The organism is Streptococcus oralis subsp. dentisani (assembly GCF_003944205.1).
Lineage (GTDB): Bacteria > Bacillota > Bacilli > Lactobacillales > Streptococcaceae > Streptococcus > Streptococcus oralis_BH.
In genome coordinates, this window is the sequence record NZ_RJPH01000005.1 from 99,595 (window position 1) to 114,961 (window position 15,367).

Annotated in this window: 14 protein-coding genes; all 14 read right to left on the bottom strand. The window is 41.6% G+C overall.

Annotated elements, in window-relative coordinates:
- Positions 1-216: 216 nt before the first annotated feature.
- On the bottom strand, positions 217-939 hold the full coding sequence (locus D8805_RS05315; RefSeq protein ID WP_125415929.1) for an LptM family lipoprotein: 723 nt from the start codon (positions 937-939) through the stop codon (positions 217-219).
- A gap of 65 nt (positions 940-1,004) precedes the next feature.
- Positions 1,005-2,168, bottom strand: a complete 1,164-nt coding sequence (locus tag D8805_RS05320; RefSeq protein ID WP_125415932.1) for a TPM domain-containing protein — start codon at positions 2,166-2,168, stop codon at positions 1,005-1,007.
- A 10-nt stretch (positions 2,169-2,178) separates the two neighbouring features.
- Positions 2,179-3,264 (bottom strand): TFIIB-type zinc ribbon-containing protein, encoded by a 1,086-nt coding sequence (locus D8805_RS05325; RefSeq protein WP_125415935.1) that lies wholly within the window; start codon positions 3,262-3,264, stop codon positions 2,179-2,181.
- A 48-nt stretch (positions 3,265-3,312) separates the two neighbouring features.
- A complete protein-coding gene (locus tag D8805_RS05330; RefSeq protein WP_125415938.1) occupies positions 3,313-4,629 on the bottom strand; it encodes an SPFH domain-containing protein in 1,317 nt (438 codons plus the stop codon).
- A gap of 719 nt (positions 4,630-5,348) precedes the next feature.
- The gene (locus D8805_RS05335) at positions 5,349-6,128 is read right to left on the bottom strand and encodes an L-threonylcarbamoyladenylate synthase (protein WP_049546504.1); all 780 of its coding nucleotides are present in this window, start codon (positions 6,126-6,128) and stop codon (positions 5,349-5,351) included.
- Between the two features lie 25 nt (positions 6,129-6,153).
- Entirely contained in the window at positions 6,154-6,747 is a 594-nt protein-coding gene (leuD, locus tag D8805_RS05340) for a 3-isopropylmalate dehydratase small subunit (protein ID WP_125415941.1), read from the bottom strand.
- 9 nt (positions 6,748-6,756) lie between these two features.
- Positions 6,757-8,139, bottom strand: coding sequence for a 3-isopropylmalate dehydratase large subunit (leuC, locus tag D8805_RS05345; protein ID WP_125415944.1), 1,383 nt, complete (start codon positions 8,137-8,139; stop codon positions 6,757-6,759).
- Positions 8,140-8,142: 3 nt separating this feature from the next.
- Positions 8,143-8,412, bottom strand: coding sequence for a DUF1294 domain-containing protein (locus tag D8805_RS05350; RefSeq protein ID WP_125415946.1), 270 nt, complete (start codon positions 8,410-8,412; stop codon positions 8,143-8,145).
- Positions 8,409-9,446, bottom strand: coding sequence for a 3-isopropylmalate dehydrogenase (gene leuB / locus D8805_RS05355; RefSeq protein ID WP_125415949.1), 1,038 nt, complete (start codon positions 9,444-9,446; stop codon positions 8,409-8,411). Before leuB ends, D8805_RS05350 begins: the two co-directional genes overlap by 4 nt.
- 11 nt (positions 9,447-9,457) lie before the next feature.
- A complete protein-coding gene (locus D8805_RS05360; RefSeq protein ID WP_125415952.1) occupies positions 9,458-11,020 on the bottom strand; it encodes a 2-isopropylmalate synthase in 1,563 nt (520 codons plus the stop codon).
- Between the two features lie 314 nt (positions 11,021-11,334).
- Positions 11,335-11,991 carry an MmcQ/YjbR family DNA-binding protein gene (locus tag D8805_RS05365; RefSeq protein ID WP_061416961.1) on the bottom strand — a complete coding sequence of 219 codons (657 nt, stop codon included), beginning with the start codon at positions 11,989-11,991 and terminating at the stop codon, positions 11,335-11,337.
- Between the two features lie 43 nt (positions 11,992-12,034).
- Positions 12,035-12,667, bottom strand: a complete 633-nt coding sequence (locus D8805_RS05370) for a copper homeostasis protein CutC (protein WP_125415955.1) — start codon at positions 12,665-12,667, stop codon at positions 12,035-12,037.
- Positions 12,668-12,759: 92 nt separating this feature from the next.
- Positions 12,760-13,119 (bottom strand): YbaN family protein, encoded by a 360-nt coding sequence (locus D8805_RS05375; protein WP_001220344.1) that lies wholly within the window; start codon positions 13,117-13,119, stop codon positions 12,760-12,762.
- Positions 13,120-13,225: 106 nt separating this feature from the next.
- Entirely contained in the window at positions 13,226-15,313 is a 2,088-nt protein-coding gene (topA, locus tag D8805_RS05380) for a type I DNA topoisomerase (protein ID WP_125415958.1), read from the bottom strand.
- Positions 15,314-15,367: the final 54 nt, after the last annotated feature.

The window sequence follows — 15,367 nt, forward strand, 5'->3', positions numbered from 1 at the left end:
TCCGACGCTTCCTTAATTAATTATAAACCAAAGTACAGTTTTTGTCAATTTTTAGAGTAAATAGTTTATGAACGTTCGTTTTTATTGCAATCAAAATCCTATGAAATCATTAAAATTTTTGGATCCGTAAATTATTGTTAATAACTACATTAGCTAATCCAAAAGTGCGATGACAGTTCCATACCATCACCGCACTGATTTAGCCCATTTATTATTCTAATCTCCTTTAGATGATTTCATTGTAAAGGTATAATACTTGTCTCCGCTATAAGTTATTTTAAAGACCCCATCTTTTTGTTCACTGTATAGACTCGCATTTCCAGCAACCTTACCTTCAAATATAATGGTACCTGTCACATAACTCCATTTAGGAGTGGCAATTACTTCTCCTTTATAGGTGATTGTAGAAGTATGATCTGCCTTTAAAGTTGCCTTCAAGGAATCTGGTGCTATTTCTCCAGATGCGTCTGCATCCATTACATCCGCTACAGACGCGCCTACCCAGTCTCCTAAGAGAGCTTTCTCTTCTTCTGGCAAGAAGTTCTCAGGTTTCGCTGCATCCGTTCCTTCTTTTGCAAGTTTTACATCCATTGAAGTTCCGACAAGCTCTTTCAAGATGCTTTCAAATGTAATCGTATCCTTACCAAGCTTGCCAACCATATCAGTATTTTCAATAGTAAGAGTTAACGTGTTATCATCATTTTTCCATTTACCTTCTGCAGTTGTTCCTTCTACGTTTAGTTTCGCCTTGCCTCCACTCATCAATTCGAGTTTGAAGCCAGCCATATCATCACCAGAGAGCGTTACTCCCATGGCCGTTCCACTAACAGCTACGTATTTGCCCACTAAGGCATCGTCCGCTCTTCCACCTGATTTTCCACAAGCTCCAAGCGTGATAAGGAACAGAAGTACCAATATCAAGCTAAATAATTTTTTCATTTTAAAACCTTCCCTTTCTCCTAAAATAGATTTTAAAGTCTATCTCATTCACTCATCTATTCTAATCAAAACTTGCCTCCTGCACCACCGTGAGTTCTTCCTGATGAAGATGTATGAGTACTGCTACCTCCAGAAGAAGATTTACTCTCTTTGGGACGAGCCACCTTATCAATCGTTTTATATAGAAACTTTTCTTCTGCTTGAGTGACAGTGAGACTATTTTCTACAATATAATTTGTCGCTGCCACATCTGGCTCCACACTTTTGAGTTGACCAGCCATACTTGAAACAACTACAAAGGCTGTGACAAGACCTACACCTAGAGATAGGGGGACCCATATCCAACTTAGCGGTTCCTTAGGAAGATTCCCTTTGTCATAAGGTTTATCTGTCTTAGCCTGCGTTAAGAACTTATCGCTCAGTTCTGCAAAACTGCTAAATGCTTGCTCATATTCTCCGTTGCTTAGTTTCGGAACAAAGCGATCAGACATATATTCTAAACCTGCATCGGTAAATGCTCGAATCGCATAACCTGTTGTGGTGATATGCCAATCCCGTTCCTTCATACTTAACAATAACAATAAACCACTATAGTCCTCACCCTGACCATAACCATTATAGTCAAAATAATCATCTGCAAAGGCTTCTGGTGTCTTCCCTCCCAGATCCTTGACAGTCACAATAACAAGGTCACATTTCTGCCGCTCACTAATCTCATCAAGTTTACTTAATAAATCTTTTTCTTCTACATCACTCAGTAAATCCGCTTCATCCACGAGACGCTTCAGGGGTCCAAACTTAACAGCAATAGCAGTCAAACTACGGTGGGCACTGTCATACCAACTACTATTGCTATGATAAACTCCTTTGATAAAGGTATCCCAAAAATCTCCCAGAAGCTCTTTTGCTTTTCCCTTGTAGCAGATAGTTCTATAATCTTTAGACTTCCCTATTATCAGAAGAATAGCATCTTCCTTCCCTCTCTTGAAGAAATCCGTTGTATATTGAGTTACATCATCATAAGAGTCAGCAATGAGCAGATAAGATTTGAACTGATGCTCTTTGTAAATAGCTTGTGCTTCTTCTTCTAGTTTGCTTTTCTCATTGGATGATAGGAGGCCGGCCTCATCATAAATTAAAGTTTGACTTGACATGTCAGCTGACACAATCCCAATCAAGGTAAAAGCGAGAAAAACCGCAAGAAGGAATGATAGTAGTTTTTTCATCATGTCTTCCCCCTTACATTAGATAAATCAACCAAACAATGCCATAGCAAACAATAAAAGTAAGTGTTGCAATCGTCATAAAATAGCGCCAGTAGACTCGTTTATCCAAGGGAAGATTGCCTACAAATTTTCCTGTTTGACCATTCATAGCAAAAACGTACTTTTCATTATTCCAAGTTGTGTTTAACAACCAGACTGGATAAAGGACATACTTGGTTTTGCTATTTTTAAACTCAACATGACTACTTTCTGGAGTTACCATTGTAAATCCTTTAACTGTTTCCGCAAATCTATCTTCAGTACTCCTTTTAGCCCGTTTATTAGCGTGGGTGATACTTTCTTCTGCCGTCACATCATAACGCTCGGCCAAATAACCTGCTAAATAGGCTGTTTGAAAGTCAACTGCTTTTGAAACATCAAAAGGTTCAATGGATTCCATCAAGGTATTGTCCATACTTTTAGAACCGTCAACAGGTAGATGAGAAAAGGCTAACTGACCAGAACGAAGGACAGAGTAAAATTCAGTTTGGGTGTAATTGTAATCTTTGTCACTCCAAGTCGTTATCCTAGTTGCTTTGTACTTAATATCCGCATCCGCTTCTGTATTAAATAGCCAAAATGGCACGTAAACACCCTTTACTTCATCAATATGGTTCTGATCCTTAAAAATTTTTGGCAATAAACGCTTGCCGAGAAGGTGCTTGTTAAGCGCTTCTCTGGCAGCTTTTTTATCCAGTTTAAACGGAATAACCAACTCTGGTTTCAAATCACCTACCAGACGTTCCTTGAGAACAACTGGATTATCACAATAAGGGCAAGTTGTTGCAGCAGTATTTTCATCAGCAATCAATTGTCCACCACAGGAATTGCAAATAAAGACGTTCATCTGTTCGTCATCTTCTTGCCATTCTTCAGTAGGGTAGGTTGTTGAAGTTGACTCAGTAGAAGACTGTACATCTACCAAACCTTCATCCATATGCTTGAGACTCTCCATTTCGTACTCAGAGTCACAGTAAGGACACTTCATTTTTTGGATTTTCGTATCAAAGGCTAAAGCACCACCGCAACAAGGACATTTGTATTCTAAATTATCAGCCAAGTCGTCATCTCCTCTCCCGACACTAAGCCAATCTAGAGTTGTCTTGTTCTAAAACGTTGACCCGCATTCAGGACAGAATTTCGGTGCCTGGCCAGAATCTGGAACTTTCCAACCACAGTTACTACAGTGTTTTGCTTGATGAACTATCGGTTTTGGACTGCCACAATTTGAACAGAATTTACCTGTATTTACCGTGCCACATGAACAAGTCCAGCTATTGTCCACTGGTTTCGGACTGCCACACTCTGGGCAGAACTTCCCCATAGCCTCATGTCCATTTGGACAGATCCACTTATTGACATTCGGAGTGCTTGGTGGTGCTTGATTTTCTGTTTGTGCTTGGTTAGCAGCCTGTTCTTGTCCCATAGCAAAGAGATTTTGTGCATTCATGCCACCGCCTGCATTGGCTGCCATGCCAAAGCCCATAAAGCCAGTCATAGCTCCTGCTTCATTGCTTGCGGCTGCCTTCATAGCATCTGCCTGTGCACCAACTAAGGTTGCGGCCGCCATAGTCGGATCTTTCATAATAGCAGTACGTTGAGCCTGCTTAATCATTTCGGCATCTTCTTCTGGGAGAGTAACAGAGCCGAGTGCAATGCTAATGACTTTAAGACCACGAAGTTGACCCCATTTTTCTGAGAGAGTTTCATTGAGGGCATTTTCTAATTCTGTATTGTGACTGACAATTTGATTCGGTCTCAATTCCATATCAGATAACTTAGCAAATGAAGGTTGCAAGGCGCTGATAAATTCAGTTTTCAACTGTGAGTCAATTTCTTCACGCAAATACTCTCTTTCAACATTTCCACAAACATTTGTATAAAACAAAAGCGGGTCAACGATCTTATAAGAATAAACCCCTGAGCATCGAACAGAAACGTCAAGGTCTAAACCAATCTTAGAATCTACCACACGAAATGGAATTGGGTTCGGTGTACCGAATTTATTATCAATTAATTCTTTTGTATTAAAATAATACACACGCTGATCTTTGCCAGTATCGCCACCATAAGTGAAACGTTTCCCAATTTGTTTGAAAGTATCCTTGATAGAATTTCCAAGATTTCCTGTAAAAATACTTGGTTCGCTGGAGGTATCATAAGTGAACTCACCTGGTTCGGCACAAACTTCTACAACCTTACCTTGCTCAACAATCATCATACACTGACCATCAGCCACTGCAATACCTGAACCATTGGAAATAATATTATCACTGCCCTTAGTATTGGATGATCGACCAGAGACCCGCTTTTGCCCCTTGACAACCATGACAGATTTGTCCATAGACTCACAATAGAAAAATTCTTTCCATTGATCGGCTAATGAACCACCTACAGCTCCTACACCTGCTCTAATAAGTCCCATATTGTACCTCTTTTCTTTTTATCAGTGAGACATCAATAACCCCACTTGCCTACCGCCTTTCTATTTAAATAATCCTTTCCACCTCCCATTCATTGTGATTACTGGTATGAGCGATTCTATGCCTATCGACTATTAAAAATATTGTTGACAACTAATCAATTATAAGTCAAAAAAGCCCACTTAGACCCCGACTGCAAGTAGCAAAACATGCGAAGGGAGTCTAAATGAGCCACTTACAGTATAATTCTAGCTGTCATCAGCTACAACTCTCAGTAAGCTAACAAGGAGAGTGTAGAAAGCGAAAGAACGACGTTAAATGGATAATTCTAATATTTATATGATGATGGTGAGGTTCTATCAGCTTGTTTTCAGTAGACAAACTACTCGTAAAACCTCTTAAACAGTATCTTGGACTTTTAAGCACTCAAATGCCACTTAGTTTTTATATATTATAAGTTACATTAAGCGAACGGTAATCTATGTAAATCAGGGTCTCCTAATGATAAATTCCACTAATAAACCACCTTACTTCAAACTCACTTTAAAATGTAACCGTTATCAATTTCTATCTTTATTTTACCTTTTTTTCTAGGATTTTGCATGTTCTATACTGAATTTTTAAAATTTTTAGACGATTGTTTTCGTTATGTCTAATTAATTCTCAGAAATCACTATATATAAAAACATGTGAAAGGATAGCCGTTTAGGATCTACCCAGCTTAATAATATTCACCCTGACGGTAGTCCCATGAATTAAAGGTATCTGACAGGTGCATCATGATTTTATCAATATCAAGTCCTTTACGGATCACGACTGGTGCTGGTGAAGTTGAACGTGCTCCTCCTTGTTCTGGGATGAGTTTGCCGTCTTTATCGACCATAGAGACCATCACACCTTGCTCGTAGCGAGTTTCGATTGTTTTGTCAGGTTGGATGGATGCCACGTAGTCGTCTGCCTCGATGACAAGGTCCACTGCTCCTTCGATACGTTCTCCGATACCTTCCACCTTACCGCGGTTTCCTTTACCAGATGGGTTAGCTGATGAGGCGTAGACCATTTTACCTTCTTCCCAAAGTTTAGCAGCCAACTGTTCACCGGCTTTACCAAACTTGATGACAAAACAGCTAGTACCACGAACGTCGGTCATGAGCTCTTCACGACCATCCCCATAAGCTTTGAGTTTTTCAAAAGCTTCTGGTTTCCAAGGAAGGATACAACCGAGAAGAATATCTTCGTCCCAATGTTTTTGGTAGAAGGCTTCAATTTCTGGGTTGAGTTGTGCTAAAGTGCGAAGCTCGTCCATGCTACCGCAGAGAACGACACCTGGTTTGTTACGGTTACGTTCTTTGGCTGCAAACTTGCGTTCAAGTCCTGCCTTGTCGCTGGTCATGATAATGTAACCAACTTTTGTAGGGCAAACAATGCACCCGCCCTCACCTTTTAAAATGTCGTAGCCTTCTTGTGAAAGTGTTCCGTTCCATTGAATGTGTTTTGTCATAGTTCTATTTCCTTTTCTATTTTTCCTATTCCTGCCAATAGGCTGGGCGTTGTTTTTCATAGGCAGCAATCAAATCTTCATACTGCAAAGTAATTCCGATATCATCCAAACCATTTAAAAGTTTGTGTTTCCACTCGCTATCGATTTCGAAAGTGAATTCTCCAACTGGTGAGATGATTTTTTGTTGTTCCAAGTCCACAGTTACCTGGTCGGTCGGTTTAAGTTCGGCTAGTTTCTCTCTAACCTCTCTGGGCTGAACAATAGGCAACATGCCATTATTGAGTTCATTATTGTAATGAATGTCCCCAAAAGATCCTGCAATCACAACCTTAAAACCATAGTCGGCTAGAGCCCAAGCTGCGTGTTCCCTCGAAGACCCCGCCCCAAAGTTATCCCCTGAAATGAGGATACTGGCTTTACGATATTCAGGTCGGTTAAAGACAAAGTCTGGGTCCTCAGTATACTTGTCGTCTAGATAACGCCAAGCATACATGAGATACTTACCAAAGCCTTTTTTATCAATCAACTTGAGAAACTGCTTGGGAAGTATTTGGTCGGTGTCGATGTTATCATTCATGAGAGGAACGGTCGTTCCCGTATAAACTGTAAATTTCTCCATATCCTCTCCTTACTGGGCCTCTGGCATTTGCCGAACATCTACGAAGCGCCCTGCGATAGCCGCCGCCGCTGCCATGGCTGGACTACAGAGATGGGTCTTAGCGCCAAATCCTTGTCTGTCTTCAAAGTTGCGGTTACTGGTTGAGGCACAGTGAACCCCATCAGGGACCTTGTCAAGATTCATCCCTAGGCACATAGAGCAACCTGGGTCTCTCCACTCAAAGCCAGCATCTAAGAAGACCTTATCCAAGCCCAACTTCTCAGCAGCTCGTTTCACAGGACGAGAGCCTGGAACCACGATAGCAGTTAAGTTAGGAGCTATTTTCTTCCCTTTGACAAACCGCGCAGCCAGTTGCAAGTCACTGAGCCGAGCATTGGTACAAGACCCGATAAAGATATAGCCTAGCTCAATATCCGCTGGCTTTTGACCAGGCTCCAAGTCCATGTAATGATAAGCACGTTCATCGTTCATATCCTTAATTTCTGGGAAACTACTGTCAAAGTCAACACCCATAGCAGGATTGGTTCCCCAGGTCACCATAGGAGCCAAGCCAGAGACATCCATCTGGATAACCTTATCATAAACGGCATCACTATCGCTTACAAGCGTCTTCCAGTCGGAAACTGCCTCCTCAAAGTCCTCTGGAACGCATTCCCGTCCCTTGAGATAGTCATAGGTAGTCTGATCTGGATTCATGATTCCCATCTTAGAACCAAACTCGATGGACATATTGCAGATAGTCATTCTCTCTTCCATAGTCAAAGCATCAATCGCTTGCCCACGATATTCCACCACATATCCTACACCACAGGCAACGCCGTACTTGGCAATCAGGGCGAGAATGTAATCCTTAGAATAAACTCCTTTTTGAGGAACTCCAGTGAATTCCACCAACATTTTCTTGGGTTTGACCTGCCAGAGGGTCTGGGTCGCAAAGACATGCTCAACCTCACTGGTCCCAATCCCAAAGGCGATAGCTCCGAAAGCTCCGTGAGTAGCTGTATGGCTATCCCCACAGACGATAAATTTCCCTGGTTGGGTCCGTCCTGTTTCTGGACCTACCATGTGAACGATTCCCTGCTTTTCAGAACCATGAGCCGCATGTTCAATCCCAAATTCCTCAACATTTTCAGCCAGCTTATCAATTTGCGCCTTGGAAATGACATCTCGAATATCGTAGATATTAACCGTTGGTACATTGTGGTCAAAGGTTCCAAATGTCAAGTCTGGCCGTCTCAATCTGCGCCCCGCATCTCGTAATCCTTGAAAAGCTTGGGGACTAGTCACTTCATGAATATAGTGCTGGTCCACATACATGAGTTGAGGCTGCCCCTCTTCTCCTGTGATGACATGGCGGTCCCATAATTTATCAAAAATCGATTTTCCTGCCATCCATTACCTCCAAATAAAATATAAGGCTACTAGTGTGATCACCATCCCGAGAAACCAAACAGTTTTAAAATACCATTTTCTAGTCTTGTGGTGAAAGGTGATTCCTGCTAACCAAGCTCCAAAACCACCACAAGTAAAGGCTAAAATAAGTAAGATTTTCTCTGGGATGCGCCAAGCACCTCTCCTTGCCTTGGATTTGTCAATGCCATAAATCAAGAAAATCAGCAAATTCCAAATCAAGAGGGCAAGCGTGATTCCTTCATTTATCTTCATAATCTTTCAATGATAGCTTCCGTCATTTCCTTAGTAGAAGCCTGTCCTCCAATATCTCTTGTTAAAATGCCAGCCACTAAACTAGCTTCAACAGCACGCTCGATACGCTCTGCATCCTCATAACATCCAAAGCTATCTCTCAACATCATGGCAACTGACAAAATCATAGAGATAGGATTGGCAATCCCTTGACCTGCAATATCAGGTGCCGAACCGTGAATGGGCTCATAAAGACTTGGCCCCTTTTCAGAATGACTGGCTGATGGCATGACGCCAAGTGTGCCTGATAGAACGCTTGATTCATCAGATAAGATATCTCCGAAAAGATTCTCCGTTACGATGACATCAAACTTAGCAGGATTGGTAATCATAAGCATAGCAGCTGAGTCCACCAACTGGTGTTCCAAGGTCACATCTGGGAAATCCTGCGCGACTTCCTCAGCTACTCTGCGCCAGAGTTTTGATGTTGCTAGAACATTTTGCTTATCGATACTAGTAACGATTTTTCTGCGACTTCTTGCAATTTCAAATGCCTTGCGAATGATCCGCTCTACTTCCTCATAGCTGTAGTCGTTGATATCACGCGCTTTTCGCTCTTCAAGGATATGATCCCCAAAGTAGATACCACCTGTCAACTCACGCACCACGACAAAGTCTACACCAGCAATTCGTTCCGGTTTAAGTGGTGATAAATGCTTGAGACTATCAAAGATTTTTACAGGCCGAATATTGGCATAGAGATTGAGTTCCTTCCGAAGAGCTAGCAAGCCTTGTTCAGGCCGAATCGCTGCCCCATCATACTGGGGACTACCGATAGCTGCAAGGAGAATAGCATCTGCTTCTCTACATGCCTTGAGGGTTTTATCAGGTAAGGGATGGCCTGCAGCATCAATACCTGCACCTCCAAAAGGTCGTCTATCAATCTCATAGTCAAAACCTGTTTTTGAAGCTAGAGCTTTCAGAACCGTTAAACCAGCTTCCATAATTTCTGGACCGATCCCATCCCCTGCTAGAGCTACTATTTTCTTTGTCATAGCCTTCTCCTTTACACACTAGGCATGTCTCGGTAGGAAACGCTATGCCCCATCTCACCTGCATTCTCTTTTTGAACAAAGGTATTGGCATTGATATAGGCAATAGCCGAAGCCTTCAATACATCGAAATCAAGACCTGCTGCGTTAAAGATGGTTTCTGTATCTCTGTTTTCAACAGTAACCAAGACACGAGCTTGAGCATCAATTCCATCTGTCACAGCATCAATGGTATAGGACACCAAGCGGACAGATTGGTTAAAGAACTTATCGATAGCGTTAAAGATCGCTTCAACGGAACCTTGCCCTGTCGCATTAAATTCGACTTTTTCACCATCCATGTTGGCTAGGCTAACAAGCGCTTCAATGTCATTATCTGCATGGGTTTGAAGTTGTAAATCATCAAAGTGGAAGCCTTCTGGATTTTCAACCATGGTTCCAGCTACCAGAGCTCGAATATCTGCATCTGTGATTTCTTGTTTCTTGTCAGCCAGTGCCTTGAACTTAGCGAAGAGTGGTTTGATATCCTCTTCTGTAAAGTCTAGAGCCAATTCTCTTAGTTTCTCAACAAAGGCATGGCGACCAGACAATTTACCAAGTGGAAGGCTATTACTCTTAACACCGACCAATTCAGGTGTGATGATCTCATAAGTGAGAGGATTTTTAAGGACTCCATCTTGGTGAATACCCGATTCATGAGAGAAGGCATTGCCACCAACGACAGCCTTGTTTTTAGGAACTGGAATACCAGAGAAGCGAGAAACCATTTCAGACGTATTCATTGTTTCATCCAAAACAATATCACTAGTTGCTTGGAAGAAATCCTCACGAATCTTCAAAGCAACAGCTACTTCTTCAAGAGCAACATTACCTGCGCGTTCACCGATACCATTAATAGTTCCCTGGACACGTCCAGCACCGTGTTTAATTGCTGTCAAAGTATTTGCAGTTGCCATACCGAGATCATCGTGACAGTGAACACCAAAGACAACTTTATGATTTGATTTAATATTTTCAGTCAAGTGATCAAAGATACGTGCAAACTCTTCTGGAGTCGTAAAGCCAACTGTGTCAGGGATATTGATATAAGACGCCCCTGCATCGACCGCTGTTTGAACGACTTGCAAGAGGAAATCCAGCTCTGTTCTGGTCGCATCCTCTGGAGAAAATTCGACCACTTCAAACTTAGAACGGGCATAAGAAACATGCTCCTTAATAGCTTCTAAAATCTCTTCCTTGCTCTTATTGAGCTTATACTTGCGGTGAATCGGACTGGTAGCGATAAAGACATGAATCTGTGGATACTTGGCATCCTTAAGCGCCTCATAACAAGCATCAATATCAGATTTTACAGAACGAGCTAATCCTGTCACTGCTGTTTTTTTCATGACTTTAGCAATTTCTTGAACGGCTATAAATGAATCTGGACTAGCAGCCGGAAAACCAGCCTCAATTACAGAAATACCCCATTTCTCCAACTGTCTTGCAATGGAAACTTTTTCCTTTATTGAGAAGTTAACACCAGGTGTTTGTTCCCCATCACGAAGGCTTGTATCAAAAAATTCAACTGTTCGCATAAGATTTCCCCTTTTCCAAATGTGGTTTTAAAAAAACATCTCGCTCGGGAACCCAAGCGAGATGTTGATTTACTCCCGCTTGGTAAGCCAAACAGGACTAATGCTTCTGCACTAGCCCGAGTACCTCAACAACAAAGCAAATTGATTAAACTTAGCTGTTTTCATGTTTGACTTTCTCCTTCGTTTGATATCTTGTTTAGTATTTTAGCATAGCCAAAAACACTTGTCAAGAAAAAATCCATTATTTTCTGAAAATTTCTTCAGTAAAGAATATTTTGTTAATTAAAAGTATTTGAAAATACAAAGGAATTTCCTTACTTTTTCAAAGTCAAATTCCAACTAGTTTCCAGCAAATCTAGAACTTCTTCATCAGATAAAGTACCATCAAGAGCAAGACTAATCCAGTAGCGTTTGTTCATATGAAAGGCTGGGTAAATTCCCTTTTGCGAAAGCAAGGCAGCTACTTGGTCATGTTTGAGGTTGACTGCTTCCACTAGCCCTTCTCTCCCCTTATCTAGCCTATCCCAAGGAATTCTCATTAAAACAGCATACCACTTTTGATTGCCTTCATGGCGCAATACAGCTGTATCAGGCGACTTTTCCCACAGATACTCCAACTGATTGCCATACTTTTCTTGAACTTGAGCCATGATACGCTTAGTCTGAGGACAGATAAAATCCTGTACATCAAAGCAAGCCTTCCGAATCTGGTAGAGAATCTCCAAACAAGCCTTACGAACACTTCCGACAAAACTTCCCCTCATACTTTCCATATGTACTTGAGGATAGAGGTCACCCGTTTCCTGATCAAAGACCTGAAAACTCACATCATCAGTAGTGATAGAGACTGTCATGAAAAAGTCACCCTGAAAAATCTGGCAACTGTAAGTCCAGACTTCCTCATTTTCTACAAAACCATAGGCATGGGCTTTTTCTTTATTAAACTGATAGGATTTAAAAATTTCAAACATAAGTGAAAACTGCTACCAAAAGCTAGCAGTTCCTTTCTATTTTTTAAAAGACAACCTTAGTTCCATGCAGTTGTGTCACTCCCAACTGTTCGATAAAGGTTTGACGGTTGTCCAAGTCAATCCCCCCACCTGGTAGAATTTCAATTTTACCTTTAGCATGTTCCAAAATTCTGTGATAATGAGCGAAACGTTTCTCTAGCGAGTCACCAGACACCCCAGCACGAGTCAAGATACGAGTGACACCAGCTTGGCTGAGCCAGTCAATGGCTTCCAACTGGTCTTCATCGCTTAATTCATCAAAGGCCATGTGGAAGACAATTTCCATTCCTTTAGATGCGGCAATCAGCTTCTCAAGATTAGTCTTATCCAACTTCTTATCAGCAGTTAATACCCCAAAAACTACTCCTTGACTTCCAGCCTGCGCAGTCAAACGAATGTCTTCTAGCATAATCGCTATTTCAAGATCAGTATAGACAAAGTCGCCACCACGGGGACGAATCATGGTCATAATGGTGCTATCATAGTTAGCTGCCAGTTCAACAGCTGCCTTAGTCACTCCATAGCTTGGTGTTGTCCCACCAACTGCTAGATTGTCACAAAGTTCGATTCGACGAGCTCCAGCCTGCATCGCTTTTTCAAGCAGGGTCACATTTTCAGCACAAAATTCGTAAATCATTTGATTCTCCTTGATGTTTTCTTTAAATTTATTATATCATATTATTTTAAATATGCTTTCATTTTTATCAAGGCAAATAACTACTATTTTAACTATTCTTTGTCAGGAATGACTTTAAAGAGATAGTAGGTGATAAAGATAGTCAAGGCTCCCAGACCGATTTTGACTGGTAAAAGAGGGGCAAAATAAATAGAAATTCCCATCAAGATATAGATAGATACGATGATTTTTTTCTTGCGTTCACGCGCTATAGACTTGGTTTCCCGAAAATCAGCTACATAAGTCTGATAGAGCTTGGTGTGATAAAGCCAGTCTTCAAAACGCTTAGAAGATTTTGAAAAGCAAGCGATAGACAGCAAAAGAAAGGGAGTTGTTGGTAAGAGCGGCAGGACAACACCTACAAGAGCTAGAGCCAAAGAAATAAAACCAATACAGAAATAAATAATGCGCATAACTTCTCCTAGATAAATTACTCTTCCTCTAGTTTCGCATACAGTGAGGAAATTTGTCAAGCTTCAAGTAAAAAGAGCCTGAAATTCATTTTCAGGACTCTGCATTTTATTTGATCTTTTCCTCTTCGTAGTCGCCATTACTACATACAACTTGCTTGCCACCACCACGGACTTTTTTCTCCACAAGGAAGTGTCCGCATTTTGGACAGTCACGGCCAATCGGTTTGTCCCAGGAAGTAAATTCACATTCTGGATAGCGATTGCAACCATAAAAGATACGATTGCGCTTGGTTTTGCGTTCGATGATTTGTCCTTGATGACAGCTTGGACACTCGACACCAATCTCTTTGACAATCGCTTGTGTATGACGGCAGTCTGGGAAATTGCTACAAGCATAGAATTTACCAAAACGACCGAGCTTAATCACCATCGGACTACCACAGACTTCACAGTCAAATCCAGCTGGTTCATCCTTGATCTGAATTTTTTCCATTTCTGCTTCAGCCTTGGCTACTTCTTTAGAGAATGGTTTGTAAAAGGTGTCAATAACACGTTGCCACTGCTCTTTTCCAACTTCGACATCATCCAGTTTTCCTTCCATCTCAGCTGTGAAGGTCACGTTTACGATATCTGGGAAATATTCAACAATGAGTTTATTAACAATTTCTCCCAACTCTGTCGGTTCAAAGCGTTTGGCTACCAGACGAACGTAGTATCGTTTCTGGATGGTTTCAATGGTCGGAGCGTAGGTTGATGGACGTCCAACCCCATTTTCCTCCAAGGTCTTGATAAGCGTTGCTTCTGAATAGCGAGCAGGTGGTTGGGTGAAATGTTGTTCTGGCTTGCTATTGACTTGCTTGACCACATCTCCAACAGCCATGTCTGGTAACATCTTGTTCTTGTCAGAATCATTATAAATAGCAAGATAACCATCAAACTTAACCTGACTACCATTGGCAGCAAATTGGACCCCATTTTGAGACAATTTAACAGCCATGGTATCAAAGATAGCTCCCGTCATCTGGCTGGCCACAAAACGGTTCCAGATAAGGGTATAGAGCTTGAGCTGGTCTTTATCCAAGTACTTAGCGATGCTTTCTGGTGTATTAAAGACACTAGATGGACGAATAGCTTCGTGGGCATCTTGAGCGCCTGAGGCGTTCTTGACCTTGCTACCATGCTTGGAATACTTGCTACCAAAACGGTCGTTAATGTAGCTTGCAGCTTCATTCTGAGCTACTGGACTGATACGAGTCGAGTCTGTACGCATATAGGTAATCAAACCTTGCACACCCGATCCGATATTGATCCCTTCATAGAGCTGTTGAGCCACCATCATGGTCTTTCGAGTACGGAAATTGATTTTGTTAGCCGCATCCATCTGCATGGTTGAAGTCGTATAAGGTAGGGGCGCATTGCGTTTGCGCTCTTTCTTATCTACCTGATCTACTGTAAAATCTTTGCTCGTTAGGTGGGACAAGACTTCTTTGACTTCTTCGTTGGTGGTCAATTTCATCTTTTTGCCATTCATACCATAGAAAGAAGCCTGAAATTGCTTGGTACCCTTCTTAAAGACACCATCAATTGTCCAGTATTCTTCTGGTTGAAAGGCATTGATTTCATTTTCACGGTCAATAATGAGCTTAAGGGCAACAGACTGCACGCGTCCTGCTGATAAGCCCTTCTTGACCTTTTTCCACAAAATTGGCGAAATCGAATACCCTACCAAGCGGTCTAAGACTCGACGAGCTTGTTGGGCGTCGACCAAGTCCATGTCAATCTTGCGAGGTTCTTTAAAGGCATTTTTTACTGCGTCTTTGGTAATTTCATTAAAGACCACACGGTTGGCATCATTCTCGTCCAAGTTGAGAATGTGAGCCAAATGCCAGGAAATCGCTTCTCCCTCACGGTCCGGGTCACTCGCCAGAAAGACTTTATTGGTCTTTTTGGCTTCTTTTTTCAAGTCATTGATGAGAGGACCTTTTCCACGGATATTGATATACTGTGGTTCATAGTTATTTTCAATGTCGACTGACATACTGGATTTTTTCAAATCACGGATATGCCCGACACTGGCTAGAACCTTGTAGTTTCTGCCTAGATATTTCTCAATCGTTTTCGCCTTAGCAGGCGACTCCACGATGACTAGATTTTTTTTAACTGTTGATTTTTTCTTCTTTGTTGCCGTAGCCACACTATCACACCTTTTCAAAGTAATAAACTTTATAAAGTGTAAACCATTTTGCCA

Coding starts and splice junctions, on each gene's coding strand:
- D8805_RS05315 (WP_125415929.1), bottom strand. CDS start 939: ATGAAAAAATTATTTAGCTTGATATTGGTACTTCTGTTCCTTATCACG.
- D8805_RS05320 (WP_125415932.1), bottom strand. CDS start 2,168: ATGATGAAAAAACTACTATCATTCCTTCTTGCGGTTTTTCTCGCTTTT.
- D8805_RS05330 (WP_125415938.1), bottom strand. CDS start 4,629: ATGGGACTTATTAGAGCAGGTGTAGGAGCTGTAGGTGGTTCATTAGCC.
- D8805_RS05335 (WP_049546504.1), bottom strand. CDS start 6,128: ATGACAAAACACATTCAATGGAACGGAACACTTTCACAAGAAGGCTAC.
- leuD (WP_125415941.1), bottom strand. CDS start 6,747: ATGGAGAAATTTACAGTTTATACGGGAACGACCGTTCCTCTCATGAAT.
- leuC (WP_125415944.1), bottom strand. CDS start 8,139: ATGGCAGGAAAATCGATTTTTGATAAATTATGGGACCGCCATGTCATC.
- D8805_RS05350 (WP_125415946.1), bottom strand. CDS start 8,412: ATGAAGATAAATGAAGGAATCACGCTTGCCCTCTTGATTTGGAATTTG.
- leuB (WP_125415949.1), bottom strand. CDS start 9,446: ATGACAAAGAAAATAGTAGCTCTAGCAGGGGATGGGATCGGTCCAGAA.
- D8805_RS05360 (WP_125415952.1), bottom strand. CDS start 11,020: ATGCGAACAGTTGAATTTTTTGATACAAGCCTTCGTGATGGGGAACAA.
- D8805_RS05365 (WP_061416961.1), bottom strand. CDS start 11,991: ATGTTTGAAATTTTTAAATCCTATCAGTTTAATAAAGAAAAAGCCCAT.
- D8805_RS05370 (WP_125415955.1), bottom strand. CDS start 12,667: ATGATTTACGAATTTTGTGCTGAAAATGTGACCCTGCTTGAAAAAGCG.
- D8805_RS05375 (WP_001220344.1), bottom strand. CDS start 13,119: ATGCGCATTATTTATTTCTGTATTGGTTTTATTTCTTTGGCTCTAGCT.